General features: G+C 38.6%; 26 protein-coding genes and 1 riboswitch. Of the genes, 4 read left to right on the forward strand and 22 right to left on the reverse strand.

What is annotated here, in order from left to right; genetic code table 11:
* Positions 1-108 precede the first annotated feature (108 nt).
* Both ACTQ5J_RS12130 and ACTQ5J_RS12135 read right to left on the reverse strand, forming a co-directional pair.
* On the reverse strand, positions 109-741 hold the full coding sequence (locus ACTQ5J_RS12130) for a hypothetical protein (protein WP_441753312.1): 633 nt from the start codon (positions 739-741) through the stop codon (positions 109-111).
* Positions 742-756: 15 nt separating this feature from the next.
* The gene (locus ACTQ5J_RS12135) at positions 757-1,347 is read right to left on the reverse strand and encodes a hypothetical protein (protein WP_441753314.1); all 591 of its coding nucleotides are present in this window, start codon (positions 1,345-1,347) and stop codon (positions 757-759) included.
* A gap of 656 nt (positions 1,348-2,003) precedes the next feature.
* On the opposite strand from ACTQ5J_RS12135, the gene ACTQ5J_RS12140 reads away from it, so the two are divergent.
* Complete coding sequence (locus ACTQ5J_RS12140) at positions 2,004-2,771, forward strand: Rgg family transcriptional regulator (protein WP_441753315.1); 768 nt, start codon at positions 2,004-2,006, stop codon at positions 2,769-2,771.
* 244 nt (positions 2,772-3,015) lie between these two features.
* Here ACTQ5J_RS12140 and ACTQ5J_RS12145 read toward each other — a convergent pair whose 3' ends face one another.
* From ACTQ5J_RS12145 to ACTQ5J_RS12175, 7 genes are all read right to left on the reverse strand, one after another.
* Positions 3,016-4,800 (reverse strand): ABC transporter ATP-binding protein, encoded by a 1,785-nt coding sequence (locus tag ACTQ5J_RS12145; RefSeq protein WP_441753316.1) that lies wholly within the window; start codon positions 4,798-4,800, stop codon positions 3,016-3,018.
* A complete protein-coding gene (locus ACTQ5J_RS12150; protein WP_441753318.1) occupies positions 4,793-6,556 on the reverse strand; it encodes an ABC transporter ATP-binding protein in 1,764 nt (587 codons plus the stop codon). Before ACTQ5J_RS12150 ends, ACTQ5J_RS12145 begins: the two co-directional genes overlap by 8 nt.
* Positions 6,557-6,765: 209 nt before the next feature.
* On the reverse strand, positions 6,766-8,112 hold the full coding sequence (mgtE, locus tag ACTQ5J_RS12155) for a magnesium transporter (RefSeq protein WP_441753320.1): 1,347 nt from the start codon (positions 8,110-8,112) through the stop codon (positions 6,766-6,768).
* 202 nt (positions 8,113-8,314) lie between these two features.
* A riboswitch (M-box (ykoK) riboswitch) is annotated at positions 8,315-8,478 on the reverse strand.
* A gap of 82 nt (positions 8,479-8,560) precedes the next feature.
* Entirely contained in the window at positions 8,561-9,394 is an 834-nt protein-coding gene (locus ACTQ5J_RS12160) for an aldo/keto reductase (protein ID WP_441753322.1), read from the reverse strand.
* Positions 9,395-9,665: 271 nt separating this feature from the next.
* The gene (locus tag ACTQ5J_RS12165) at positions 9,666-11,204 is read right to left on the reverse strand and encodes an ABC transporter permease subunit (RefSeq protein ID WP_441753323.1); all 1,539 of its coding nucleotides are present in this window, start codon (positions 11,202-11,204) and stop codon (positions 9,666-9,668) included.
* The gene (locus tag ACTQ5J_RS12170; protein ID WP_441753324.1) at positions 11,205-12,098 is read right to left on the reverse strand and encodes an ABC transporter ATP-binding protein; all 894 of its coding nucleotides are present in this window, start codon (positions 12,096-12,098) and stop codon (positions 11,205-11,207) included.
* Entirely contained in the window at positions 12,085-13,023 is a 939-nt protein-coding gene (locus ACTQ5J_RS12175; protein WP_441753326.1) for an ABC transporter ATP-binding protein, read from the reverse strand. Before ACTQ5J_RS12175 ends, ACTQ5J_RS12170 begins: the two co-directional genes overlap by 14 nt.
* 166 nt (positions 13,024-13,189) lie before the next feature.
* On the opposite strand from ACTQ5J_RS12175, the gene ACTQ5J_RS12180 reads away from it, so the two are divergent.
* Both ACTQ5J_RS12180 and ACTQ5J_RS12185 read left to right on the forward strand, forming a co-directional pair.
* Positions 13,190-13,771 carry a TetR/AcrR family transcriptional regulator gene (locus tag ACTQ5J_RS12180; protein ID WP_441753328.1) on the forward strand — a complete coding sequence of 194 codons (582 nt, stop codon included), beginning with the start codon at positions 13,190-13,192 and terminating at the stop codon, positions 13,769-13,771.
* Positions 13,772-13,885: 114 nt separating this feature from the next.
* Positions 13,886-14,584, forward strand: a complete 699-nt coding sequence (locus ACTQ5J_RS12185) for a pseudouridine synthase (RefSeq protein ID WP_441753329.1) — start codon at positions 13,886-13,888, stop codon at positions 14,582-14,584.
* Positions 14,585-14,734: 150 nt separating this feature from the next.
* On the opposite strand, the gene ACTQ5J_RS12190 is transcribed toward ACTQ5J_RS12185, so the two are convergent.
* The 9 genes from ACTQ5J_RS12190 to ACTQ5J_RS12230 all read right to left on the reverse strand — a co-directional run bounded on the left by ACTQ5J_RS12190 (position 14,735) and on the right by ACTQ5J_RS12230 (position 19,157).
* Complete coding sequence (locus tag ACTQ5J_RS12190; protein ID WP_441753331.1) at positions 14,735-15,277, reverse strand: hypothetical protein; 543 nt, start codon at positions 15,275-15,277, stop codon at positions 14,735-14,737.
* 27 nt (positions 15,278-15,304) lie between these two features.
* Positions 15,305-15,931: a hypothetical protein gene (locus ACTQ5J_RS12195; protein ID WP_441753333.1), complete on the reverse strand. Its 627-nt coding sequence runs from the start codon at positions 15,929-15,931 to the stop codon at positions 15,305-15,307.
* Positions 15,907-16,656, reverse strand: coding sequence for a peptidoglycan recognition protein family protein (locus tag ACTQ5J_RS12200; RefSeq protein WP_441753334.1), 750 nt, complete (start codon positions 16,654-16,656; stop codon positions 15,907-15,909). The genes ACTQ5J_RS12195 and ACTQ5J_RS12200 overlap by 25 nt, the downstream gene beginning before the upstream one ends.
* A 72-nt stretch (positions 16,657-16,728) precedes the next feature.
* Positions 16,729-17,049, reverse strand: a complete 321-nt coding sequence (locus tag ACTQ5J_RS12205; RefSeq protein ID WP_441753336.1) for a hypothetical protein — start codon at positions 17,047-17,049, stop codon at positions 16,729-16,731.
* Positions 17,046-17,816: a hypothetical protein gene (locus tag ACTQ5J_RS12210; protein ID WP_441753337.1), complete on the reverse strand. Its 771-nt coding sequence runs from the start codon at positions 17,814-17,816 to the stop codon at positions 17,046-17,048. The genes ACTQ5J_RS12205 and ACTQ5J_RS12210 overlap by 4 nt, the downstream gene beginning before the upstream one ends.
* The gene (locus ACTQ5J_RS12215; protein WP_441753338.1) at positions 17,817-17,981 is read right to left on the reverse strand and encodes a YvrJ family protein; all 165 of its coding nucleotides are present in this window, start codon (positions 17,979-17,981) and stop codon (positions 17,817-17,819) included. It abuts the gene before it with no gap.
* Positions 17,978-18,163 carry a hypothetical protein gene (locus tag ACTQ5J_RS12220; protein ID WP_441753339.1) on the reverse strand — a complete coding sequence of 62 codons (186 nt, stop codon included), beginning with the start codon at positions 18,161-18,163 and terminating at the stop codon, positions 17,978-17,980. Before ACTQ5J_RS12220 ends, ACTQ5J_RS12215 begins: the two co-directional genes overlap by 4 nt.
* Entirely contained in the window at positions 18,156-18,560 is a 405-nt protein-coding gene (locus ACTQ5J_RS12225) for a sigma-70 family RNA polymerase sigma factor (RefSeq protein ID WP_441753341.1), read from the reverse strand. The genes ACTQ5J_RS12220 and ACTQ5J_RS12225 overlap by 8 nt, the downstream gene beginning before the upstream one ends.
* Positions 18,561-18,785: 225 nt before the next feature.
* Positions 18,786-19,157: a hypothetical protein gene (locus ACTQ5J_RS12230; protein ID WP_441753342.1), complete on the reverse strand. Its 372-nt coding sequence runs from the start codon at positions 19,155-19,157 to the stop codon at positions 18,786-18,788.
* 549 nt (positions 19,158-19,706) lie between these two features.
* On the opposite strand from ACTQ5J_RS12230, the gene ACTQ5J_RS12235 reads away from it, so the two are divergent.
* A complete protein-coding gene (locus tag ACTQ5J_RS12235) occupies positions 19,707-20,873 on the forward strand; it encodes an ABC transporter substrate-binding protein (RefSeq protein ID WP_441753343.1) in 1,167 nt (388 codons plus the stop codon).
* Between the two features lie 295 nt (positions 20,874-21,168).
* Here ACTQ5J_RS12235 and ACTQ5J_RS12240 read toward each other — a convergent pair whose 3' ends face one another.
* The 4 genes from ACTQ5J_RS12240 to ACTQ5J_RS12255 are packed head-to-tail and all read right to left on the reverse strand — an operon-like array spanning position 21,169 to position 24,986.
* Positions 21,169-22,242, reverse strand: coding sequence for an ABC transporter substrate-binding protein (locus ACTQ5J_RS12240; protein ID WP_441753345.1), 1,074 nt, complete (start codon positions 22,240-22,242; stop codon positions 21,169-21,171).
* Complete coding sequence (locus ACTQ5J_RS12245) at positions 22,239-23,069, reverse strand: ABC transporter permease (RefSeq protein WP_441753347.1); 831 nt, start codon at positions 23,067-23,069, stop codon at positions 22,239-22,241. Before ACTQ5J_RS12245 ends, ACTQ5J_RS12240 begins: the two co-directional genes overlap by 4 nt.
* Complete coding sequence (locus tag ACTQ5J_RS12250; protein WP_441753348.1) at positions 23,062-23,880, reverse strand: ABC transporter permease; 819 nt, start codon at positions 23,878-23,880, stop codon at positions 23,062-23,064. The genes ACTQ5J_RS12245 and ACTQ5J_RS12250 overlap by 8 nt, the downstream gene beginning before the upstream one ends.
* A 14-nt stretch (positions 23,881-23,894) precedes the next feature.
* On the reverse strand, positions 23,895-24,986 hold the full coding sequence (locus tag ACTQ5J_RS12255) for an ABC transporter ATP-binding protein (protein WP_441753350.1): 1,092 nt from the start codon (positions 24,984-24,986) through the stop codon (positions 23,895-23,897).
* Between the last annotated feature and the right edge of the window lie 1,223 nt (positions 24,987-26,209).

Consider the following 26,209-nt stretch of genomic DNA (forward strand, 5'->3'; position numbering starts at 1 on the left):
AGACTGTCTTTATATTACCTACAAAAACTCTCTAATTGCTTTATTATAAGCATTTAGAGAGTTTTATTTTTTCCAGCATCACATCAATTAGCCTCGGTTGTTGCCCAATTAATTAATTTCGATTGTCAGTGCAAAAGTGTTATCAAATAGCTCTTCTATATTCCTTAGAGAATCATAATCCAAGTTTTGCTCCTCTTCAACGTCGTACATATTCTCAATCTTAATAATACTCATTAAAGCGATAATATTAGTTCCGTCTTCTAAACGAATATCATCTAACCAGTCAATTTTTAGAAATTCTCCTTGTTCATTAAGTGATTTCTGATCAGGTAACAAATAACTTTCCATTTCAAAATTCGTGAAATTCACATTATCATACGAATACGAAAGCTTTACTGGTTGGTCTAAGGTGAAAGCGATATTTAATGCTCCCATCGCAACGATATCAACAAAATCTTCTGCTTCCCATCCATCTGCGGTCAACTTTTCTAATTTAACACTGAAATGTTGTTCCTTACTTTCATTATCACTTATCTCCATTTGATAAACCTTGGTAGATTGAGGCCAAAGAAGTTTATAGATTACTTCTTGTTCTGATGTCATCTCATAAAATGACAATGAAGAATTTGCATAAACTAATTCAGCAGGGAGGTTAATACAAATTAGAGTAATCACCAAAATAAACTTACAAAATTTAGTGCCAAGATTAGGCATATCGTGAACATTCAATGTTTTTCTCATCCTTCCTTAAAGTTGCTAATAATTATTCTGTAAATATAGAGTCCAATTAGTACCCCCTCTATTTATTCCTAGCGTAATATTGGCTCCACTATATCCAGAGGTTGTAACGTAATGTGCGAATCCAGGATTTATACTAAAACTGCTTGAAACATTGTAATATTTAGGGGGATTTCCGTTTGCACTTGTGTCCGACCAACCACTTGTTCCAATAGTTAAACTCGCTGAAGTAACTTGCACACCTGACTGCGAGATTGTATATTCTCCAGAAACACTATTTACCTTTACCAGAGTTATTCCATCAGAGTTTTTGAATCCCCAAAAGACAGTAAGAGTAGCACGCACACTACTTGTACTATCCCATGCAAACCTAGTATCAGAATTATTTGCGATTAAATTCTCAGGTGTCAAATCAATCACTACAGTCTGCGAAAAACCCTCTTCACTATTAGTCATAATTTGAACATCAGACATTTCAATTACTTTTACTGTATAACTATCACCATACTCATTAGTTAACGTACCACTGATATCTCCGGAGGCGTTAACAATGGTATTTCCCGAAATAATACATAATATAAGAAGCATTAAATAGATTATTTTTTTCATTATATGTCTCCTTAAATTTTTTTTATTCTGTTAAATAAGAACTAACTATCTTTTTAATAATTAACTAACATAATTAAAGAGGTCTTTATATTCAGTTTTCACTTTGACCTTAGAAACACTAATGATACATAAAAATTAAGACAATACTAAGACAATAACTTGTCTTAAGATGAGATGTTTTTACATTTCAACAAAAAGCAGAATGCTGATATAAGCTGTAGTGAACACCAACTACTAGTACAAAGGTAGTAAAATATTAGTAGTGTGATCATACCACTCAAAAGTTAAAAACTCTGTTACTTCCATAGAAGGAACAGTAAGTGAAATAGCTTATCTCTTCCAATCTCTCCTTCGCTCACCATGATAACCCTTACATTTCAACTAGCCAATTATTATTCTAACTTCAATTCAACAGTACAATTCATTTATGATTATTCCTCTTCTCCAACAGTATCCCGATAATCTGGGTAATTTAAACTCCCCTCCGCTCGCTCTGTTAAACCATCTAGCATTAGGCATACACAAAGCCCAAGTAACCAACAAGAATATCTCTTAATTGTACCACCTTCATATTTAAATTTTACCATACTAATAAAGTCATGATATAATTATTCCAATATATATTGTCTATTATAAAATCAGAAGGAGCCGATAGTTTGTCAACTATAGGAACTGTGTTTAGACATTTAAGAAAATCAAAAGGTATGACACTCAAAGAAACAGCAGATGGCTTAATCTCCTCACAGTTTCTTTCAGAGTTTGAGCGAGGTCATAGTAATATTTCTGTTTTGAACTTCTTTTCGCTACTAGATAAGATAAATGTTCAGATAACTGAGTTTAAAATTCATTCAGATGAACTAACCGAACAAACTCAACAACATTTTCTCTCTCACTATGGGAAAGCTTATCAATCTCGCAACATTGTAAAATTTAACGAATTGATTGATTCTCAAAACAAACTATATAGGAATTTTAAACTGCCTCGTTTTCAACATAATGTCATTATTTTAAAACAACGTTTAAATCAATTTTCTGATTTTTCTTTTAATCAAACAGACGCCAATTCAATTTATCATTATTTAATTAACTGTGAAGAATGGCATTACTATGAGATATGCCTCTTTGGTAATAGTGCTTTCTTTATGAGTCTGCCTCAAGTAGAGAAATTAACCCGAATAGCTTCCCAGAAAGCTCATAAATATGAGGACCTACTCTTAAATTCTTCGACATTTGCGATTGTTATGATGAATATAGTCAATTATTTTTTAGAGGCTGACCACTTGGCTCCTGTTAGTTCATTAATTAAAGAAGTTGACCGTGTATTAATCAATCAGAACTACTTTTATGACAAAAATCGATTAATTTATCTGAAAGGCATCTACAAAATCAAGATGGGTATGTTAGAAGAAGGTAAGGAACTCTGACAAGAAGCTATTCACTTAATGAGCCATTTCGGTGCTATAGATGTTGCTAACATTCTTCAGACAGAATTTGATGAATTGCTACTAAAGAACCAATCCAAAGTTACTTGAGAATTCGCAGATTTAATAACAATCACACTGAATTTCATTATCATTATATATAAATACGCTTTACCAAACAACAATAAAGACCGCACCAAGCTTGTTAATCAGCTTGGTGCGGTCTTCTTCTTATTATTATTGTGGCTTAAGTCAGCCCTTGCAGTGATTGTAGACGGTACATGTCATAATACGTACCTTCCAAGTCAATCAACTCATCGTGTTTGCCTTGTTCAATCACGCGTCCTTTATGCAGGACGTAAATCTTGTCGGCATTCTTAATGGTCGACAGACGGTGAGCAATCACCACTAGGGTGGCTTGTTGTCGTATTTTTTCTAGACTGCTTTGAATGTACTGTTCCGTTTCTGTATCGATATTGGCAGTCGCCTCATCTAAAATAAGAATACGTGGCTGGCGTAATATCGTACGGGCAATATTAATCAACTGCTTTTGGCCAGCTGACAAGGACGCACCGCCTTCGGTGATTGGCGACTCATACCCCGCTTCTAGCTCACTAATGAATTCATCAGCACCGGTAAATTTAGCTGCTTCAATGACTTCTTCGTCAGTATAATCCCCATGCAAGCGGATATTGTCATAGAAGTTGCCATAGAACATAAAGGCATCTTGTTGAACTAGACCAATTTGCGAACGTAAACTCTTCTTATTCATCTGACGAATACTCTGTCCATCAATCATCACTTGACCACGCTGGAATTCATAAAAACGCATCAATAAATTAATGATGGTGCTCTTACCTGAGCCCGTATGACCCACAATCGCAATCATCTCACCTGGTTCAGCATTCAACTCAATCTCACGTAAGACATCAAACGCCCCATCATAAGAAAAAGTTAAATCTTGAATGGTTATGCGTCCCTCGATCGCTTTATCAATCATTTCCGTCGCTTGTTGAGGTTCAGTCTGATCACTTGCTAAGAGTGCAATACCACGTGAAGCTGCGACTAAGCCATCTTGGTAGACACTTAAACTATCTAGCATACTACCAATTGGACGAAAGAATGACTTCGTATAAGAGGTAAAAGCATAAATGATTCCGACATCCACCACTGTTCCACCCAGTAATTGTCCTGCAAAAATCCAGATTACAATCACTAAGACGATTTGTTCAATTAAATTAATCGCCGGCATCAATAACAGGGCATTCATTTTAAACATATTCGTCCGAGCAATTAAGTACTCTTGATTAATCTTATCAAACTCAGCTTTCATACGCTCTGTTTGATTAAATTGCTGAATTAACCACATGCCCATCGTCGATTCACTCAAGCGAGCGTTGACTTGCCCAAGCGCTTGACGCATACGACGATAAACGACGGTACTAATTTTCTGATAAATATAGATTAAGCCTAGGACTATCGGAATAAAAGCCATAAACACCCAAGACATCGCTGCATTAAGCGAAAACATCGCCACTCCAATCGTTGCCGCATTAATAAATCCATCGAAGAAGGTTAAAAAGACATTCCAGAATTCTTTAATAGTCTCCGTATCATTCGTCACACGCGACACCACTTCACCGTTTGGCGTCACATTAAAGTAATCTAAACTCAAACGACCTAATTTATGGTAAATATTATTTCGCATATTCGCCACGGTTCTTTCGGATGCCATCTTAAAGGTGTAATCTTTGACATAAACAATGACCATTCTTAACATCAAGAGGCCGAAATAGGTTCCTGACACCCATAAGGTGATTTGAAGCGTGGCTGAACGGCTACTCAAGTATTGGTCAATATAACGCTGAATAATAATCGGTAAGAAAGCGGACAAACTTGACGCGGCAATCATGGCGACAATAGATCCCGCAAACCATCCCCCTTCACTTTTAGCAAAAGAAAATAAGTAACCGAGAATACTCCACTGTTCTTTCAGTGTGAAGCTAGTCTGTCTTTGTTTTTCTTTACTCATTCGCTTCACCACTTTCTGATAATTTCTCCTCTAATTGTTGTTGAGTAAACATATTTTCATACCAACCAGCCTGATCAAGAAGCGCCGCATGATCGCCTCTTTCGCTTACACGACCTTTGTCCAAGACTAAGATTTCATCCGCATGCATAATTGAACTGATACGGTGTGTCGCAATAATCGTAATCCCTTGTGTTCTAAATGCTTTTAAATTCGCCAAGATTCTTTGTTCGGTTTTCGCATCGACTGCCGATAAGGCATCATCCATAATTAAAATTTGCGGCTCCATTGCCAAGGTTCGAGCAATCGCAATTCTTTGTTTTTGACCGCCAGATAGACTGACGCCACGTTCACCGACTAAGGTATCATAGCCTTGAGCAAAGTCGAGAATATCCTCATGCACATCCGCCAACTTCGCAAAACGTTCAACTTCTGCTTGTGTCATGTCTGGGCGTCCAAAACGGATATTATCGCGAACTGTCGTTGAAAACAGTAAATTATTCTGAGAGATATAACCCACACGGTCATTTAATTCCGTTAAGTCAATTTGCGCAATCGGCTGACCATCAATTAAAATCTGGCCATCTTCGATATCAAAGTTACGCACTAACAAGGAAAACAGCGAACTCTTACCCGATCCAGTTCGACCCACAATCCCTAATGTTTGATTGGCTGTTAACTTAAAGTCGACATGTTCTAAAATCACTGCGTCAGAATCCGGGTAGCTAAAACTTTCAATATTAACCGCTAGATCATGATAAGCTAAACCACTGACTGCATCGGACGCGTTTTCAACCTTTGCATTCACCGATAACAAATCGGTGACACGGTCGTAACTGACATTCCCGCGTTCCATTGTATTGACCAAACGTCCAACTGCCAATAAAGGCCAAGTCATATTCCCAAGATAACTGAAATAAGCAATTAATTGACCAATCGAAATTCGACCATTCTGGACAAAATACGTCCCAAAAGCAATCGTCAAAACATACGTTAAGCCCGTAATCACATCAATTACTGGCGTGTAAGCTGAATCAATCAGGTAAACTTTTCGATTCTTTTCAACGACATTCTCTGTTTCTTTGACGAAATCTTGGTAATCTTCCTCTTCTTCACCAAAAGCTTTAATGACTTTCATGCCCGAGACGCTTTCTTGGACGTGATCGTTCATTTTTGAGAAAGACTGTAAAGATCCATGAAAATGCTTGTTAATCAATTGGCCTAAATAACGTGCTACAAAAATTAACAAGGGAAAAGGTAGAATTGTCACTAAGGTTAACTGCCAATCGATTAAGAAAAACATCGAAAGCAAAGTGAACAAAGTAATAAACAAAGAATCCACCAAAGTCATAATGCCTCCACCCGCCACAAAACGTAAAGCAGCTAAATCATTGGTCGCGTGTGCCATCAAATCCCCCGTACGATAATCATTGTAGAATTTTTGGTCCATTTTCGTAAAGTGACTAAACAAACGATTACGCATAATCGCTTCTAGTAAAGTAGAGTTGCCAAATAAATTACTACGCCACATATAACGCAGGCCGTACATCGACACGCCAATCGCCAACAAAAAGCCTGTTTGTTGAATCAAACCATCCCAAGTAATGGTTCCCTGTGCCATTTGGTCGACTAAACGCCCAATAATTAACGGAATCATTGCGGATAAAATCGCACAAGCGATTAAGCCACCAATGGCTAAACTGTAGGTTTTCCAACGCATTTTGAAAAACCATCCTAACTTTCTAAATATCGCGAACATAACTTCCTCATTTCCTAATACATTCTAATCATTATTATAACAAATTGTTCCAAGGTCTTAAAGAGCCTTGAAAACTAATCATGAGGTCTTCACTACCTTGACTATAATTGTGGGTATCAATCAGCTATTGTTAGTTAAAGCAGACAGGCTTTCTTTCATATTTTGGCTGCTGAAAAACTCCCTTTCACTGAAGTAAGGGAGTCAACGATTTATAATAAATGCAACAATTGGGTGGCAATCGAAAAGTAAATCAATAAGCCAAACGTGTCATTAATGGTCGTGATGAACGGTCCAGAAGCGACCGCTGGATCAATGTTCAATTTATTGATTAAAATTGGAATCACTGCGCCAACCACAGTTGATACGGACAATGTGATCCAGAGAGAAATACCGATGATTAAGCCCAATAAGCTGTTGCCATAGAAAATTGCGACAACTAGTCCTAAAGTCACCCCTGCTGCCAAACCTAAGATAGCTCCGACTAGAAATTCTTGCCAAACGACTTTGCCTAAGTGATTCCCTTTACGGTTCTCACCAATCGTAATTTTCCGAACGGCTACCGCTAAAGATTGGGTTCCCACGTTACCGGCCGAGTCCATAATAATCGGAATAAAGGCTGCCAGTAAGACGACCTCATTCAATGTTTCCTCAAATGAATTAATTAATCCGGCACTAATCATCCCTAGAAAAATCAGAATAATGATCCAAGGCAGCCGTTCACGAGCGATACTCCAGGTTGATTCTTCGTTAGTCGCTTGTTTCTTCGATTTACTGATGGCCGAAAATTCTTTAAAATCTTCAGTCGTTTCTTCGACAATAATGTCCATTACATCATCAACCGTAATAATCCCAAGCATTTGCTCGCTAGCATCCGTCACCGGTAGCGCAACTAAATCATACTCCTGTAAGAGTAGGGCTGCGATTTCTTGGTCTTCGGTCGCACGGACTGATACAAGTCGTGTTCTCATTATTTCACCCAAAACGGTTTCTTCGGCGTGCAAAATTAAATCACGTAAGGAAACAACGCCCGTTAATTTTCCAGAGTTATCCACCACGTAAATATAGTAGACCGTTTCAATTTCTTCGGCTAAGCGACGAACGCGGTCAGTGACATTCTTGATTGTTTCTTCGACACGCCCAACCAGGTAACTTTTATTCATGATTGAACCGGCAGTTTCAGGTTCAAAAGCCAGTAGTTCTTCAATTGAGTGTCGCTTGTCTGTTGGAAGTAAGTCGAGCAATTGTGTGGCTTCTTGATCAGGTAAGTAGGTTAAAAATTTTACAGCATTATCAACTTCCATATATGACACGAGTTGACCAATATAGTCTATTGAGAAAATCTCATGCAGCTCTTGTTGTTCGCTCGGCGTCATCCATTCAAATAATTTAGCGAACTCGTCCGGCATTAAAAAGTCTTCAATTTTACGTTTATTCTGAGGATATAGGGTATGAAATAAATCCATTTGGTCTTTCACGTGGAGTCCGAAGAATAATGCTCGGAAGCCCTCACGGTCGTTTTGCTTAGCTGCTTTAAAAATTTTTTCGTAATTCATCATTCGTTTCATTCCTTCCAAAATAGAGTGCACGGGCACCCTGCTTCTTGATTATTTATTGTAATATTTCTAAATTTGCACCTCTGAAAATCGGGACTTGGGTCCATGCTCCTCACCTCCTGGAAGTTTTCTAAACACAAAAAAAAGCACACCCCAAAGAGTATGCTGATTGATATAGATTAATTTACTATAATCGTTAAAAAACGCTGCACCTCTTCGTCGAGTTTTAGCTCTGAACAGCATAGGGATTTCCCAGCTGCGTTAAAAATTTCCTTAATTCGGAAATTCCTGTTGACCCATTGGCATCTTTGGATGTTTCTGGGCAGCAGCATATCTCTAGTTCAGTAGCCTCACCTAACAAGGTTATTTAATTTTGTGGTGTTGTAGTGTTGTGGTCATTGACAACTGTTTAATTATAACTGATTGACAGACAATTGTCCATCTAAAGTCCTTAAAACTCCTGATATACGGCCGGATTCTGGTCTTTATTACGACCATCTTCACGGGTTAACGTACTCATCAACGCGACTTCTTCTGCCGACAAGTTAAAATCGAAGAGTGATAAATTTTCTATTTGGCGAAGGATGTGTCCTGATTTAGGAATCGGTAAGGCACCTAGTTGCAGTAACCATCTTAGGACAATTTGTGCATTACTACGATTGTACCGCTTGGAAATTTCAGTTATAATTGCTTCATTTAATGAAGCGTTCTGGCGTCCTAAAGGACTCCAAGCCTGAGTGATGATTTTATTTGCTTGATCAAATTCTAGTTGCTTTGCCTGATTAAAGTAAGGATGCAGTTCAACTTGATTAATGACCGGCAGAATTCCTGTTTCGTCTTCCAAACGTTGAATATGTTCCGGCAGAAAATTACATACTCCAATCGAACGAACTAAACCAGCTCTTTGCGCATCAATTAAGGCTCGCCAAGCTTCCACATATTTGTTCTCCTTTGGGTTCGGCCAATGAATCAAATATAAATCAATATAATCCAAACCAGATCGCATCACTGATTCTTCAATCGCTTCAAAGGCTAGTTGATAATCATGATGGCGCCCTGCTAATTTTGACGTGAAGGTGATTTGATCACGGGGAACACCACTGTTGCGAATTGCCCGTCCGACCGTCCCTTCATTCTCGTAGTTAAAGGCTGAATCCAGCAAACGGTAGCCTACATTCAGTGCTTGTTCAATTCGCCTTGAGCCATCCACTCCTTTTAATTGATAAGTCCCCAGCCCAACTTTTGGAATTTGAAATCCATCTGATAATACATAATGTTCAGTCACGTTACCCCTCCTTGTTTAGGGCTAGTATAGCATGAAAGGAGGCAGGTTTTGAAGTTTACGGGCCTTGATTGAGTGTTGAGTGGGATTTAATCGGGACAGCTCCTAGTCACTATGGATAGGCTGTCTGGATACGCATTGGCTGGAAGGGGCGTCCATTTTTTTTAGCGATGTCTTTGAGTTAGTGGCTCACCTAATCGCTCAGCCAAGTTTTAGTGGCTCACTTCCCACAAAAAACACCCAACCCTCTATTAGTAACTAAACTCCTAGATAATTACAGGGGTAAATCTTTCTTAACAAAAATAATATTTGACGCTATATAGAGAATTAATGCAATTGCGCCTAAAGCAATTAAACCCCAGCCAAAGTCTCCACCCGATAGAATCGTCTCTGTATCAAATAAACTTGTTAGTGTCAGATACTTGAGCGCACCTGGGCTATCCATTAACTGCTGAACCATAGTAATTAAGAAGAAAGCAAATGGTACCCCACCACCGACTGCTAAGGCAAAGCCCGTTCGGTTGAAAAAGGTGGACGCGAGGAATGAGATAGAACTCATTGCTAGGATTGTTAGCAACAGTCCTAGCATCAACCATAAGTAGACTTCTAAATCGAACTCTAGCGCAATATCGACTGAACGTGCAGAAGATACCATCCCGTGATTCGCCATGTTAATAACTTGTGCTTCAGATAAGCCAGTTGCGTCAGTGGCAGCTTCTAAAGCAATCGGATCCTTCATTAAAGTCATATTCTCACTGACTTGCTCAGCATTAATCTTTAATGCGTCTGCTGAAGAATCAATGACCATTTGCAATAAGAGTTTGGCATTGTCTTCCGTTACGATAACTGGCAGTTGCCTTTTATCCTGCATCTGTTCTTGTGCTTCGCTATCCTGACTAGTTTCTGCAGCTGCCCGATTCATTACTGTTTCTGTTCGCGCGAGTTCAGGTGCCAGATTTTCGTCTAAGGCTATAATTTCCTCGCTAATAAATTGGTGATAATCATTTACGGAAATCCCATGTATCTTCGCGCCGACATTCAACGCCTCATTGCTTGATAAAATCATAGCTGGATTAGCGACTAATTCTTCTACAGTAATTTCTATCTCATCACCTTCTATGTCGTTTGTGTCTTCATAAAAATCAAACCGTTCATCAGTAATAATGGTCGCTGTCGCTTCATATGAACGGTCTCTAATGATGCTTTCTAAATAAATGCTATAAGCCTCTGTGTCCATGTCGCGTGCAACAGCTGCTTCTCGCATCGCTTGCTTATCTTCTTGAATCAAATATAAACGTTCTGAAATATACCGTTCGTCAAGATTTAAAGCGTCTGAGGCAGCCCGAATATCATCAGTTATCGGATAGCCCGTAACATTCTGGTAAGTTATTTGTGAAGCCGCCAAACCTACTAAACCGATTACACTGTACATTAAAATGACTGATAAAATTAGATAGAGGGATTTAGTGAAAATCACGCTTGAACGTTTAATCGGCGTTGACAGAGTATAGGCCATCGAACCAGAGTCCACCTCATTTACGACAAGATTATTAGCCGTAAATACGACATAAACAATCCCAAGAATAACGGCTATCAATTTATAAAAGTTTTCTAAGCTCCCTAAAAGGCTGGTCATGGAAGACAGAATATTAGAAAAAGCGGTTCCTTCCGCTGCCGCCGCAATTGATCCGTAACCGGCTGCGTCATAATTAACGATAAAACCCGCTAGGATGACCGAAGCTACGATTGTAATAATCAGTGACAACTTCCAATTAACTTGAATATTTTGTTTGAATAATGGTTTAGAAAACACTTATATTTCCCCCTTGAATGCTTCAGTGATGTAGTCTTCAAATGACACTTTAATTTCTTTAAAATAGACCAAAGAAAATTGTTTGAGATCTCGGATGAGGCGGTTAATGTCCGCATCATGAATTTGCACAAAAACTTGTAAATCATCTAGCTTTATCTGATCAAATTGATAATTTAAGTTTAAAAAGCGGTCAAAATCTGGCCGGTTGTAAAATTCTAGTCGATAATTTTTATTTTTGTTATAACGAATCGTTGCCATATCAATGACTTCAATTACTTGGCCCTCACGAATGACGGCTACTCGTTCGCAAACTTCTTCAACTTCCTGAAAAATATGACTCGACATAAAAATTGTCTTCCCTTGCTCTTTTTCTTCTTTTAGTAGGTCAAGAAAAACTTCTCGCATCAAAGGGTCTAGGCCCGTTGTCGGCTCATCCATGATCAGAATGGCTGCATCAGAGGCAAACGCTGATACAATGGCTGTTTTCTGTTTCATTCCTTTACTCATCGAACGAACTTTAGCCCTCACATCCAATTGAAAGAGCTCACTCAGTTCTTTTGCACGTTGCCAGCTACCTTTACCAGATAAATAGATTTGTTCTTTTAGAAAAGCTTCGCCAGTCGTATTACCAGGGAAGTTAATTTCTCCAGGGATATAGGATACATAGCGTTTGACTTCAGCACTGCTCTTAGTAGCATCCAACCCATTAATGATGATACTACCTTCGTCTGGTTTCAGAAAACCCATCATATGCCGAATGGTCGTCGATTTTCCAGCTCCGTTGACTCCAACAAAACCATAAGTTTCTCCTTTTTCAATGGCTAATGACACGTCAAAAATCCCCCGTCCTTTACCATAATTTTTCGTTAGATGGTTTATCTCAATGTAAGCCATAACGTAAATTCTCCTCCCCATCAGCGATCGTTTTCTTACGATCATAGAAGTCCATAAAATAATCTTCTAGTGTAAATTTTATTTCCGAAATAAATTGGACCTCAACCTCACTTAATTCAGTAAAAAGTTGCTGCAACTTCTCATCTGTTAAGTTCAATTTGATTTGATTTTGTTCGGGTCTTTTAATTGAAATCATAAATGTCGTTTGAGTCAAAAACATCTGATAATCTTGAAAAGTAGTGAACTCTATTTTGAAAGCTTTGTTTGTATTTCGTTTTAAGTCATTGGCTTCAATGGTTGAAACGAGCTGTCCTTCCTTAATGATGCCAATTCGATCACACGTTGCCTCGACCTCACTAAATATGTGGCTAGACAATAAAATCGTTTTACCTTCAGATTTTTCATTCAAAATAAATTGGATAAATCGCTCTTGCATCACTGGATCTAGGCCTGATGTCGGTTCATCTAGAATCAGAATCTGCGGATTATGCATAAAAGCAGCCACGACTGCGAGTTTTCTTTTAGTTCCTAGACTCATTTCTTTAATCCTCTCCGATGTATCCAGTTCAAACGTTTTTTTCAATTCCTCCGTCCGCGATAAATCGCTAATTTGTCTTTCTTTTGCCATAAATTCAATGAATTGGCCCCCGGTCATGCTTTTCGGAAAAGCCAATTCGCCTGGTAAATAACCAATCTCACGTTTAATGATGGCTGCTGATTTCCAACAATCTTTCCCATTGATTGATAATGCTCCTTCTTGCGCTTTAATAAAGCCCATTAAATGTCGAATGGTAGTTGTTTTTCCCGCACCATTTGGACCCAAGAATCCAAAAACCTCTCCCTGTTTTATCTCAAAAGAAACATCAAATATCCCACGTTCCTGGCCATAATCTTTTGTTACATGTTCTACTTTTATAATTGACATTGAATTCCCTCCCTCACTCTAAATGTCATATGTAAATTAACTATCATCTGTTACTTTGTTTACATCTGTTACACTTAATATTATACTTGAATAGAAAAAAAGGTCGGCAGACATAATTCTGCATGTGTCACTTAATTGACACTTACGAACCAACTGTTCATTTACTATGAAAGAGGTGACGTTTATTATCGATAAATTAGATTTACGCGTCCAGAAAACATACAAGTCACTGATCGATTCCTTTGAAGGCTTGCTGCGTGAAAAAGAATTCGAGAAAATATCTGTTAAAGAAATATGTGATGCCGCGGTAATCAGGCGTCCTACTTTCTACAAACATTTTCTAGATAAATATGACTTCCTATCTTTTTTTATCAAACACAAAATGGGGATTATTTTTGACCACGCCTTTCACAATTTAAATGACGACGGGACAAATTTCTTTATCCTGGTATTTGAGCAATTACTCGATCAATTCGATAATCTATCTTTCCTGATTTTTAGACTTCAAATGAATTCTGATATCAACATTGAGTTAGAAAACATTCAAGAATATGGCCAGAATATGTTAAACAAGCGAGTCAGTGGTGGAGAGAACACGAGTGGTATCGCAATGGGTAGTGAATACAAAGGCCAAATCATTATGGGAATCACCATTCAATCGGTCTATTGGTATAAAAACAATCAAGATAGAATGAGTCGCACAGAAATTATCGAGCTTTATCAACAAACTTTAGCTAAACTTTGGTAAGGAGGATTGATCAGTAAGTTGCTTTTTCAATCGTTCTTTACTAGCCAAATTTACATTTTTCAGGCATCATCTAATTAGCGTAAAAAAATATTTCATGAATAAGGGCGTGTCAGAATGCGTATTAATAAGTACATTGGAGAATCGGGAAAAGCCTCTAGACGAGGTGCTGACCGATTAGTTAATGAAGGTAGAGTGACCATAAACGGTGAATTGGCAGCTTTAGGGAGTGTCGTTCAAGCTGGTGATGATGTTCGAATTGATGACCAGCCAGTGTATGTTGAAACTGAGAAAGTTTACATGGCATTGAATAAGCCAGTCGGTATTACTAGTACGACCGATTCAGATATCGCAGGCAATATTGTCGACCTGATGAATCATCCCCTTCGAGTATTCCATATCGGTCGCTTGGACAAGGACTCTGAAGGTTTAATCTTAATGACAAACGATGGTGATATTGTTAACCCAATTTTACGATCTGAACATCAACATGAAAAAGAATATATCGTGTCCGTCGACAAACCGATTAAACGTGATTTTCTAAGAAGGATGTCTGCCGGAGTCGAAATTTTAGATACGACCACCTTACCTTGTAAAGTCACACAATTATCTAAATTTGATTTCAAAATAATTCTGACACAAGGCTTGAACCGCCAAATTCGTCGGATGACGGCTGCCCTAGGTTACAAAGTTGTTCACTTACAGAGAATTCGAATCATGAATATTCACTTAGGCGATTTGCCTCATGGTAAATGGCGGAATTTGACTAAACAAGAATTAATTGACTTGTTTGAAGAATTGAATTACCATCCATAAAACTAAAAACTAGGTAGAAACCAACATCATGTGGTTTCTACCTAGTTTTTTATTAATCGACGATTAGTTTTCTTTTAATGTCACTCATTCAAAAGCGATGAATGAGTGACATTTTAGCGCAATATACATCAGATAGTCTCAAGTTATTGATTAATACCAAAAGAAACCACTTTTGAATCGCCTTACTTTAATCTTAGGATTTTTGCTCCTCATAAGCTTCACCCATTCTTCTTCAGTTGCATTAATGAATGAGTGTCTAGCATAATGTAATACATTTGTTAAGTTACGTCTAACAATAATTACATCTTTTAAGATAATAATACTGCTAAAATAAGTATAATCATGGTAACTTATCTTACCGAATATATTAAATTCGATTCCATCATCTTTATATATATCCTTCTGATTTTCTGAAAGATTTTTCTCTCTAATATCGCGCTCTAGTTTATCAAATTGTTTTTTTAAACTCAAAGGATAGAGTAAAGCAAAGAAAATTATCGTAAGTAAAGTCGATACCATAACAATCCAAGACAACTCTCCCAAGAATACTCCCTCAAATAATAAAGAAATCGATGACGAAAGAACAAAAAAAATTCCAAACATAACAAAAGTCATTGGATTCAAACTATTTATTTGTCTCTTACAAGCAATTTTTAGATATTTAACAGGATTATTTGTCTGATAGATTATCATGTTTATAATCTCCTTTTCTCAATTTATTTATTCAACCATTAAAAGTAATGCTCCAGCTACAGTAGCAGAACCAACTACAAAACCTTTCCCAACTAAGAGCCCAGCTATTAATGGGCCTCCAAATGCAACTATAGCACCTGCACCAATTCCAATCATAACCAATTTACCACCACTTTTCAGCCAGTTAACATCTTGCTTAATCGGTTCCACACTACTTACCGGTTCTGTTGACCCTACTGGCGTATACAATGGCCCCATTCCTGAGAAAACCACTTCGGTTACTAAAGCACTCGCAACAGATGAACCGTCGGTTAATGTAACTGAATAAGACGTGATAAAGCGCAAGGTTAGCTCACGTTTTGGCAAATCGATATCATACTCAATGGATGAACCTAGGCCAGTGTTGCTACTATTCTTCAAAGGTTCTAGTATACTAAATAAATCAAAAAACTCAATACCAGATAAGCTTTTGCCTAGATTTTCTTGCAGTAAACTATCGAAGATCGATTCAACTTCTCGGCGTGCAACTGTACTATATTTCGTTCGCGATGTGCGATAATTATCTGTAAACAACTCAACTTCTGGACTATAACTATTGAATAATCCATGTCGTGCACGAACATTAAAACTTAAAGGTATATAAGGGGGCTCCATGTTTCAACTCCATACCCAATTATTTTGGGCATGATATTATCATATTTACTATAATTCAATTTATTCTGGACAAAAGTTTTTACTTGCTGATCCTTCTGATTTTTTGTTAAAGAGGTTGTCTGACTACTCTTAACCTTATTTCGAATAGCTGATAAAGCATTCGTCGCATTGTAGAAGCGATTTCCTGGACAGGTTGTACTGCCCGCTGGTCCTGGTACATCTCGGTGTCCGATAATATTCGATGGTGAGATATTGTACTTATTACATAAGAAAGATAATAAGCGAACCAAGCTGTTAACTTGAGCAGATGTAGGCATTGTAAATTCAAAGTTTCCTAACAAGGTGACGCCTAATGCAATTGTATTCATCGGTTGCTTGGCATGAGCACCTACATAATTAACAGATCGTCCTTGCATAATAACTCCAGACTTACCAATCGCAAAATGATAACCAATATCACCCCAACCTAAGCTTTGGTGGTAATCTTGAACTGCCTTCATGTACGATACATCATTACTACTGTACCCAGCTGTATGGTGAACCACAATATGTGACAGTTGAGCAAGACTTCTAGTCCCTGACATACCAGATGAAATCGTCCCCGAAGCTCCCCAGTAACTTCTTGGTTTGATATCTACAACGCCTTCTCCATCTAATTCAATACCATCATAAATATAAGATATGTCCGACTCAATAGATGTTGAGCCTTCTTCATATTTTGGCAAATGTGATAGCGAACTATCTTCATCTGCTGGTGCGTAAATAGCGACTCTTCCAAAAGACTCAGTTTGAATAATTTAGACATCTAGCGCTGGATTTCCAACGACCGCGTAGCTTAAGCCACCATACTGTGCAGGTGCTAAGTGGCCAATCGCATGAGCCGATACATAAGGTCCATTGGGATTATAAACACCCCAAGAATTCATAGGTGGATTTAGATTTAAATAATTACCTGCTACTGGTGACGTGGATGTCCCACCAGGACCACTTGGAACCGGATTGCCGAAATCTCCATCGCGGTATTGTGGAGATGTCGTTAAAGAGCTATCCTCATCTCGTGGGGCATAGATACCCACTTTCCCAAAAGCTTCTGTCTGGATTAAATAAATATCATTCACAGGATTACCCAGAACTTTGTACGATAGCCCCCCCCCCCGAATTCTTGAGGAGATAATCTCCCCACCAAGTAAGCTGACGTATAAGGTCCATTCTCATTATATACTGCCCATGAAGCCATATGAGGATGCAAATTCAAGAAACTGCCTGACTCCACATAATCGTTTGAATCTCCTGGATCAACAATTACACTATTATAGTTATGATAGGTAGGATTGCTAGTTCGAGAACTATCTGCATCAACTGGCGCATAGATAGCAACTTGTCCAAAGGACTCTGTTTGAATGATTAAGATATCATTCCCTTTACTACCTATGATTTTATTGGGTAACCCGCCATAAGTTGCTGGACTTAGTGTACCTATTTTAGAATTTGATACATAGGGACCTCCTACATTATAAATAGCCCACGATTGCATATGTGGATGTAGATTTAAATAATTCCCTGAAATTCCTGGCGTTGGAACAGGATTACCAGGCTGACTAGGTGTGGGATTGGAAACAGCTCCATAATAGGTACTATCTGTGTAAAATGCATAAGGCCAGGTCAAGCCTTCTGTGTCGTTCGGCACATAAATAGCGACTCTACCAAAACTTTCAGTAGCTATTACATACAAATCATTTCCTAGTGATTCCGATATTTTATAAGATAATCCTCCATATAAACTTGGATTTAAATAACCGACTGGGTAAGCTCCAGAATACGGTCCTCCCGTATTATAAACTGCCCAATTTGCTCTTTTTGCGTATAAATTAATATATCTTGACATTTAATGTATCTCCTTTTCAATGTATTGACTGATAGTATTCTCTAATTGTAATATCGCTTGGTTCATCTCTTTGAGTAATACCTCAAATCGATTTAGTAGATAGATGACTAAGAATATTGGAAAACCAAAATTAGCCAACAAATTAACAAATTCCTCGATAGTCACTCCTCCTTCACACTATTAAACTTCTCCATGTATTGTATGATTGCTAAATAATACTCTTGCTTAAATTCCTCTAATCTTATCTGTGGTACATTCTTTAGATGCTTATAGATCAATGGACGTAAATAAGCGATAACCTGAGTGTAATCATTTTCTTTTAATGCCCTTACAAACATTTCATCCATAGTGAGTTCCCTCCATTATTTGCCGCATTTTCTCTAAAGCTCTTTGTTTAGTTTTGGATACTGCTTGAGGAGAGATGTGATCTCTTTCAGCAATTTCAGTTAAACTTAAGTTCTGTCCAAAGAATAAAACGAGTGTTCTTTGTTCTTTTTCTGTCAAATGATTCAAAGCTGCAAGCAAGACGGTATTAAAGACATAAGTATCAAATTGGCGCCCATTTGATGTGTCATATCCTTCATAAGTCTCTTCAATTTCTGAAAATTCAATCGTATCAGTATAACGATTTTCTTTTTTTAATAAATCTAGCTTTAAACCAGGTAACTTCTTTTTCATAACATGTAGAAATTTATAGGCTTTTTCGAAATCTTCTTGTGTAAGAGGTGTATTCTTTGAGCTCATGATCATCAATTCCTTTTCCCTTACACCTAATAACACGAACGTACGCTCTCTTTTTTCAACCTGATTAATCCATCTTTTTGATTATTTATTTTAAATAATCAAAAATTACTGAAGTAATTCTTTACATTGCCACTGGTATAGTAGCGTTTCATGGACATAAAAAAGTTAATACACGCCTATAAAAAACAAAAAAACGAGCCAATTAGACTCGTTGTACACTCCTATTTAAATAATGTCATCCGACATAAAACCTTCGATGCTATAGCGGCAAGCCCAATTCTTATCATGGGGTTTGCCGGCAATTTGGAGGGCCATGATCCATTCGCCGACTGCAATTGCTCCCACTTTCGTGCCGCTGCTGGCAAGCATTTCATCTTCGGAAATGATAAAGCGTTTCTTGGCGGTAATTCCCGTTAACTCAGCTCGCAAGTTATACTGACTATCGTAAATAAGCACGATATCAATCGGATGCTCAGGTACATCCAATCGAAACATTAAGCTAGACAATAGGTCTGGCACTTCAAAACGTTCAATAATAAAAGAGGTCGCTGCTGATTCATGAGCGTCGATTTCAATTTCTTTTTCACTTAGTTGCATCTGATCACATCCTTACCTCTAATCTTTATCTTAGTTTATCAAATGATTATTAATTTAAGTCAAGTCTTTATGTAAATTTTTTGTAAAGGCTTACCTTCTTTTAAGCACTCACTTCTTTACCTTTCATTCGGAGGCTTTAACTCTCTCTTAATTTCATTTATTAATTTCACATGAGAAAAAGGTTGCAATTCTAATCCTGTTTTTATATAATGAATTCAACAACTTAGAGGAGGCAACCATCATGTTTAAACAAACAACAAAATTTAATACTGTTCATGTTGCGTCTGTCGCTTCTACGAACCAATACTTATTATTATTATTAGTCATCTAGGATTCCAGCCATTCGGTCGGGTCCTATTTCTCGCGAAATCGGGCCTGACTAGTAGTAATTACGACTAGCAAGCCTGATTATCATCGGGCTTGCTTTTTTGTTTGCTTCATTCTATCCGGAAGATGGGTCAAGTAAATCGGCAGTTGATACTAAGTAGAGGGATGTTTCAAACACTATTGACCACAATATGATTTATCAAACCTTAGGAGGAATTATTTATGTTTAAAAAAATCGTAACGCGTGTACTGACTGGTGCTACTATTCTATCGACGGCTATGGCTACCTTTGCTGTTGCTCCTGCAACGATTTCCGCTCAAGATGATGGCGACACGGTTCGCATCGGGTCTTTATATGAATTATCAGGTGCAGTAGCCGCTTATGGACAAACACAGTCGAAGGCGATTTCAATGGCAGTCGCTGAGATTAACGAAGCTGGTGGAATCGATGGCAAGCAAATTGAAGTCGTCGAGTTTGATACAAAATCAGATGATACTGAAGCAGCTGTCTTAGCTACGCGTCTAGCTTCTACGGAAAACGTGTCCGTCATCATTGGCCCTGCTACAACGAGCCAGATGCAAGCGGCGATTCCGATTGTGAATGAGTTTGAGGTTCCTTTGATCGCGCCGTCTGTTACGGATACAAATATTGTCTTTGATGACGAAGGAAATGTCCATCCGTTTGCTTATCGCACGTCTTGGCCAAACTCTTTCCAAGGGGCTGGGATTGGTAAATTTGCTTATGAGAACTTAGAAGCTGAGAAAATGGTTGTGATTTATGACAACTCAAGTGACTATGGTGTCGGTTTATATGAAAACTTCAAAGACAATTATGAAGGTGAAATTGTAACCGTTGAGACTGTTCAACCTTCAGATAGTGACTTTAGTGCGGTTGTGACAAACTTAATGGCTGAAGAATTCGATGCGATTACAATTCTTGCTTTCTATCAAACGGCCGGTCCATTAGTGAAGCAGATTCGTGAGATGGGCTTTGAACAACCGATTATTGGTTCAAACGGTTTTGGTAATGACATTATTTATGAATTGGCTCTACCTGAGAATATGAATGATGTTTACTATGCGTCACTTTACCCTATTCTTGAAGATGATGAATTTGTTAAAAAATATCAAGCTGAATTTGGCAGCAATCCTGATATGTTCGCGGCACTAGCCTACGATACGGTTTACATGGTTAAACAAGCCATTGAACAAGCAGGTTCGACGGATCCAGTTGCTGTTAATGAAGCTTTAGAAAACCTTGGCAGTTTTGAAGGAATTACGGGTTCATTCATCTTTGATGAAAACCACAATCCAACGAAAAATGTTGTCAACTTGATTGAAATTCAAGACGCTGAAGAAGTTGGCGTTCATGAAGTTGTGTTTGACTAAGTTTTCTTAGAGATTTATTTTAGCCCCTTGTCAATCGCTTCTATTATATAGGGCAGTTTTGAACCATTCGAAAATCTCATCAACACTCTGTTTTAGCTTGAGCTTGCCTACGCTCTGGCTGATGACAGAGTGTTTTTGTCTTGCTTTGGAAGGACCGAGTAAGAAACAGGAGTTGGGGGGATGATGGTTGATGGTGTGGTTCGTTAGGGGCTTTGGTGATTACTTGATGGTTGTATAGCTTATTGTCCCCAAATAAAAAAAGCTGTACCCGTATTGGATACAGCTTGCTTTGGTGTTAGCGTGGTTCGATTTTGACTTCTAGGTAGATTTCGTTGTATTGAATCAATTTCTCTTGTCCGAGGTCGCGGTAGACTTCCAAATGTGAGATGACTTCGTCGCTTGGGTAGAAGGCTTCGTCACTGGTGATTTCTGGATCCATCAGGTCGAGAGCGGCGGCGTTTGGTGTTGCGTAGCCTACGTATTCTGCGTTGATGCCAGCAATTTCTGGGTCTAATAGAAAGTTAATCAGTGCATGTGCACCTTCGGGATTTTTCGAATTGGCTGGAATCACGAGGTTGTCAAACCATAGGTTTGAGCCTTCTTCGGGCACATGGTAGGCGAGGTCTTCGTTCTCCCACATGGCGGTGGCAGCTTCTCCTGAAAAAGTGATGCCAATTGGTGCTTCTTCTTGGTTGACATGCATTTTGATTTCATCGGCCACGAGGGCAATAATATTTGGCATAAGTGTTTTCATTTTGGCCGCTGCTTCGAGCAGTTTGTCATCATCGGTCTCATTGAGTGAGTAGCCGAGTGATTGTAGGCCAATGCCTAAGACTTCGCGGGCGCCGTCATAGATCATAATGCTTGAGGCAAATTCCGGGTTCCATAAGTCATCCCATGTTTCGACTTGGCTCGCATCAATATATTTCGTGTTGTAAAGAATGCCAAGCGTGCCCCAGAAATATGGTATTGAATACTCATTATTCGGGTCGAAGGGCTGATTGATGAAGCGCTGATCCAAGTATTGAAAATTTGGTAATTGGCTATAATCAATCGGTTGTAATAAGTCGGCATCAATCATGCTTTCGATCATGTATTCACTTGGTACGAGGATGTCGTACTGGGTGCCGCCTTGTTGGACTTTAGTGAACATCGCTTCGTTTGAGTCGAAGGTTTCATAGATTACACTATAGCCTGTTTCTTCTTCAAAGCGCTCGAGTAAGTCGGGGTCGATGTAGTCTCCCCAGTTATAAAACGTTAAGACTTTACCGTCGGTTAAGCCTTGTGAGCTTTCTAGTTGGTAGCGGATGCCGAATAGGGCTGCCACGACGACTAGAATAGCAATGGTCATATTGATCAGTGTTTTCATGCGTCTAACACCGCCTTGTTACGTTTTTGCAGTTTCGCTTTTCGTCTTTGTTCGTTCATTTGCAGGCTATAGTAGCCGCTAACTAGCACTAAGGCGAGTAAGAACATCAAGCTACTTAAGGCATTTATTTCTAAACTAACGCCGGTTCTAGCACGTGAGTATACTTCGACCGATAAGGTACTGAAGCCGTTACCTGTCACAAAGAATGTAACAGCGAAATCGTCTAGGGAATAAGTAAAGGCCATAAAGAAGCCTGAGAAAATTCCGGTTGAAATGCTTGGTAAAATGACACGACTGAGTATTTGACCATGGCTGGCGCCTAAATCTTGGGCTGCTACAATCATGGTAGGATTCATTTCATAGAGTCTTGGTAAAACCATCAAGACGACGATGGGAATACTAAAGGCAACATGGGCCAGTAAGACACTCGCAAAGCCTAGTTGAATTGGAACGAGTACTGAGAATAAAATCAGGAAACTGGCTCCCATCATAACGTCTGGTGTGACCATTAAGATGTTGTTCAAGTTAAGCATTGCTTGGCGTCGCCCTTTCTGACGCATATAGTAAATCGCAATGGCTCCGAATGTTCCAATGATGGTCGATAATAAAGCAGACAATAAGGCCACTATAAAGGTATTGACGATAAAAGTAATCAAGCGCGTATCTTCAAATAAGCTTTGGTAATGTTCCCAAGTGAAACCTGTGAAGCCTGTCATATCGCCACCGGCGTTGAAGGAATAGAACATTAAGTAAAAGATTGGCGCGTAGAGAATCACGAACATCAAGACGATATAAACGTTCGACCATTTAAAATTTGTTTTATTCATTGACTAACGCCCCCTTATCTTTGCGGTCGCGGGTCAAGAACATTACCATTACCATGGCGATCATTAAAATCACGCCAATGGTCGAGCCCATGCCCCAGTTTTGCGTTACTAAGAAATGTTGTTCTACGGCTGTCCCCAGTGTAATCACACGGTTACCCCCGATTAAACGCGTTAACATAAAGAGTGATAAGGATGGAATGAAGACGGCTTGAACCCCACTGCGAATACCTCGCATAGATAATGGGAAGACAACGCGTCGAACAGTTTCCAATTGTGAAGCCCCTAAGTCTTTCGATGCTTCCATCAGAGAGTTAGGGATTTCATCAATCGAGTTGAATATTGGCAACATCATAAATGGTAGCTCGATATACGCCGCTACCAATAAGAATGAGGCATCCGTAAATAAAAGTTGCACTGGCCCAATGCCCATGCCAGTCAACCATTGATTAATTGGGCCCGTTTGTCCCAACAAACCAATAAAAGCGTATGTCTTTAATAGTAGGTTAATCCATGTTGGCAATATAATTAACATCAGCCATAGACGTTTATTTTTCGTTTTAGTTAAAAAGTAAGCCATCGGGTAGGCGAATACAAAGGTCACCAAAGTGACTAGAAACGCATACCAGAAGGAACTTGCGGTCATAATTAAATAGTTGCGTGACGTAAAGAAATGCACATAGTTATCTAGAGTAAAGTTACCCTGTATATCAAAAAAAGACTGATATAACAGTAAGGCAAGTGGCGCAAATACAAACATCACAATCCATAGGTAATATGGAAGTGCTAGCATATTATTCTTTTTTGTATTCATTTTTTGGCCGCCCCCTAGTCTTCGTATTGTTCAAGACGGGCATCAAAATCTTCTTCAGATTCACCAAAGCGCATCACGTGGATTTCATGTGGTTCAATACTTAAACCGATTTGAGCACCTTCTTCGACTTTGGCTGTTGTGTGGATCATCCACTCATTATTGTCTTCATCATAAGCAATCACTTCGTTAAAGACACCTCGGAAAAGAATCGTATCGACTCTAGCTTGTAATTGACCGGCTTCTGGTTTGGTGATGGCGATATCTTCTGGACGAATCACGACTTCAACGGTTTCGCCTTTGGGAATACCTGCATCCTCACAATCAAACACATGGCCTACAAATTCTACACGGTAGTCTTCAATCATTTTTGCTTCGATGATATTACTTTCACCGATAAAGTCAGCAACGTAACGGTTGATGGGTTCATCATAAATATCAACTGGCGTGCCTGATTGGACGATTTCGCCTTCTTTTAAAACGTAAATCCAGTCTGACATCGCGAGTGCTTCTTCTTGATCATGCGTCACGAATACAAACGTGATGCCTAATCTTTGTTGCAATTCACGTAATTCATACTGCATATCTGTTCTTAATTTTAAGTCAAGCGCTGATAAAGGCTCGTCTAGCAGCAATACATCAGGTTCATTGACTAAAGCGCGCGCAATCGCAACCCTTTGTTTTTGACCTCCGGACATTTCTGAAATGTCTCTTTGTTCATAGCCTGTTAAACGAACTAATTTTAGTACTTCTGTTACTTTTTCTTTGATGGTCTGTTTATCGACTTTCTTGACCGATAAGCCAAACGCAATGTTGTCATACACATTCATATGCGGGAACAATGCATAATCTTGAAAGACCGTGTTAACCTTTCGTTGATTGGCAGGTATTTGGTTAACCTTCTTGCCCTCTATAAATACTTCACCCGAACTAGCGGATGTGAATCCAGCAATAATTCTTAAAATTGTGGTTTTACCACAGCCTGATGGTCCAAGAAGCGTATAAAATTTACCTTTTTCTAATTCCATATCAATCGACTTTAACACTTGTGTGTCATCATAGGATTTTTGGACCCCATTTAATACGACACTATAATTCTGTTTTGACATATGCACATTCTCCTCTGCATAGATTTGTTGACATTATTGACTCCTTTAATACCGATTTGTAAACTGCGTTAAAGCTCCATATGACAACTCTTAACACCATTTACTGTTTGTAAGTTTTGACCTTACGAGAAAAAATTATAACACATTAAATCTATTAAACAATCACTATTTTATCTAAAATTTACGAAAAGCGAAATGTCTAACTCAAGTGTAGTTAACACCGCTTCCAAAGGCAACTGATATACCGCCATTTCGTGCGAAAAACAATTTAAAGCGTTTCAGGTAAAGTTGCCGAGAAACTTGTGCTTGCAAGAGGTGGAGGGGTGGCATCGGTAGAGTCATGATTTGATGCTGTTGGATCTCTGCCTGGTTTTCTCTCAACTCAATTCTAATTGTCCCACTCAGACTTTGAGTGGGCACGTTAAAGTTTTAATTGTCCCCCTCAACTTCCGAGTGGGATAATTAGAGCGAAAACTTAACCGTTTGCGTGTATAACCACATGCCTACTTGATCATTTAAAGGGAATACGACTGATTTCTGGCTAATTTTAGCTAAATCTACTTCTAATTGTTCCACTCAGATTTTGAGTGGGCACGTTAAAGTTTTAATTGTCCCACTCAACTTTCGAGTGGGCTAATTAGAGCGAAAACTTAACCGTTTGCGTGTATAACCACATGCCTACTTGATCATTTAAAGGGAATACGACTGATTTCTGGCCAATTTTAGTTAAAGCTAAATCTAATTGTTCCACTCAAATTTCGAGTGGGCACGTTAAAGTTTTAATTGTCCCACTCAACTTTCGAGTGGGATAATTAGAGCGAAAACTTAACCCTTTGCGTGTATAACCACATGCCTACTTGAACATTTTAAAGGGAATCCGACTGATTTCTGGCCAATTTTAGTTAAAGCTAAATCTAATTGTTCCACTCAAATTTCGAGTGGGCACGTTAAAGTTTTAATTGTCCCACTCAACTTTCGCGTGGGATAATTAGAGCGAAAACTTAACCCTTTGCGTGTATAACCACATGCCTACTTGAACATTTTAAAGGGAATTCGACTGATTTCTGGCCAATTTTAGTTAAAGCTAAATCTAATTGTTCCACTCAGATTTTGAGTGGGCACGTTAAAGTTTTAATTGTCCCACTCAACTTTCGAGTGGGATAATTAGAGCGAAAAGCACGAATTATTCGTCAAAAGGTGGACATTGTATCGTCCCTATTTTA

It is taken from the genome of Fundicoccus sp. Sow4_F4, assembly GCF_052116145.1.
Taxonomy (GTDB): domain Bacteria; phylum Bacillota; class Bacilli; order Lactobacillales; family Aerococcaceae; genus Fundicoccus.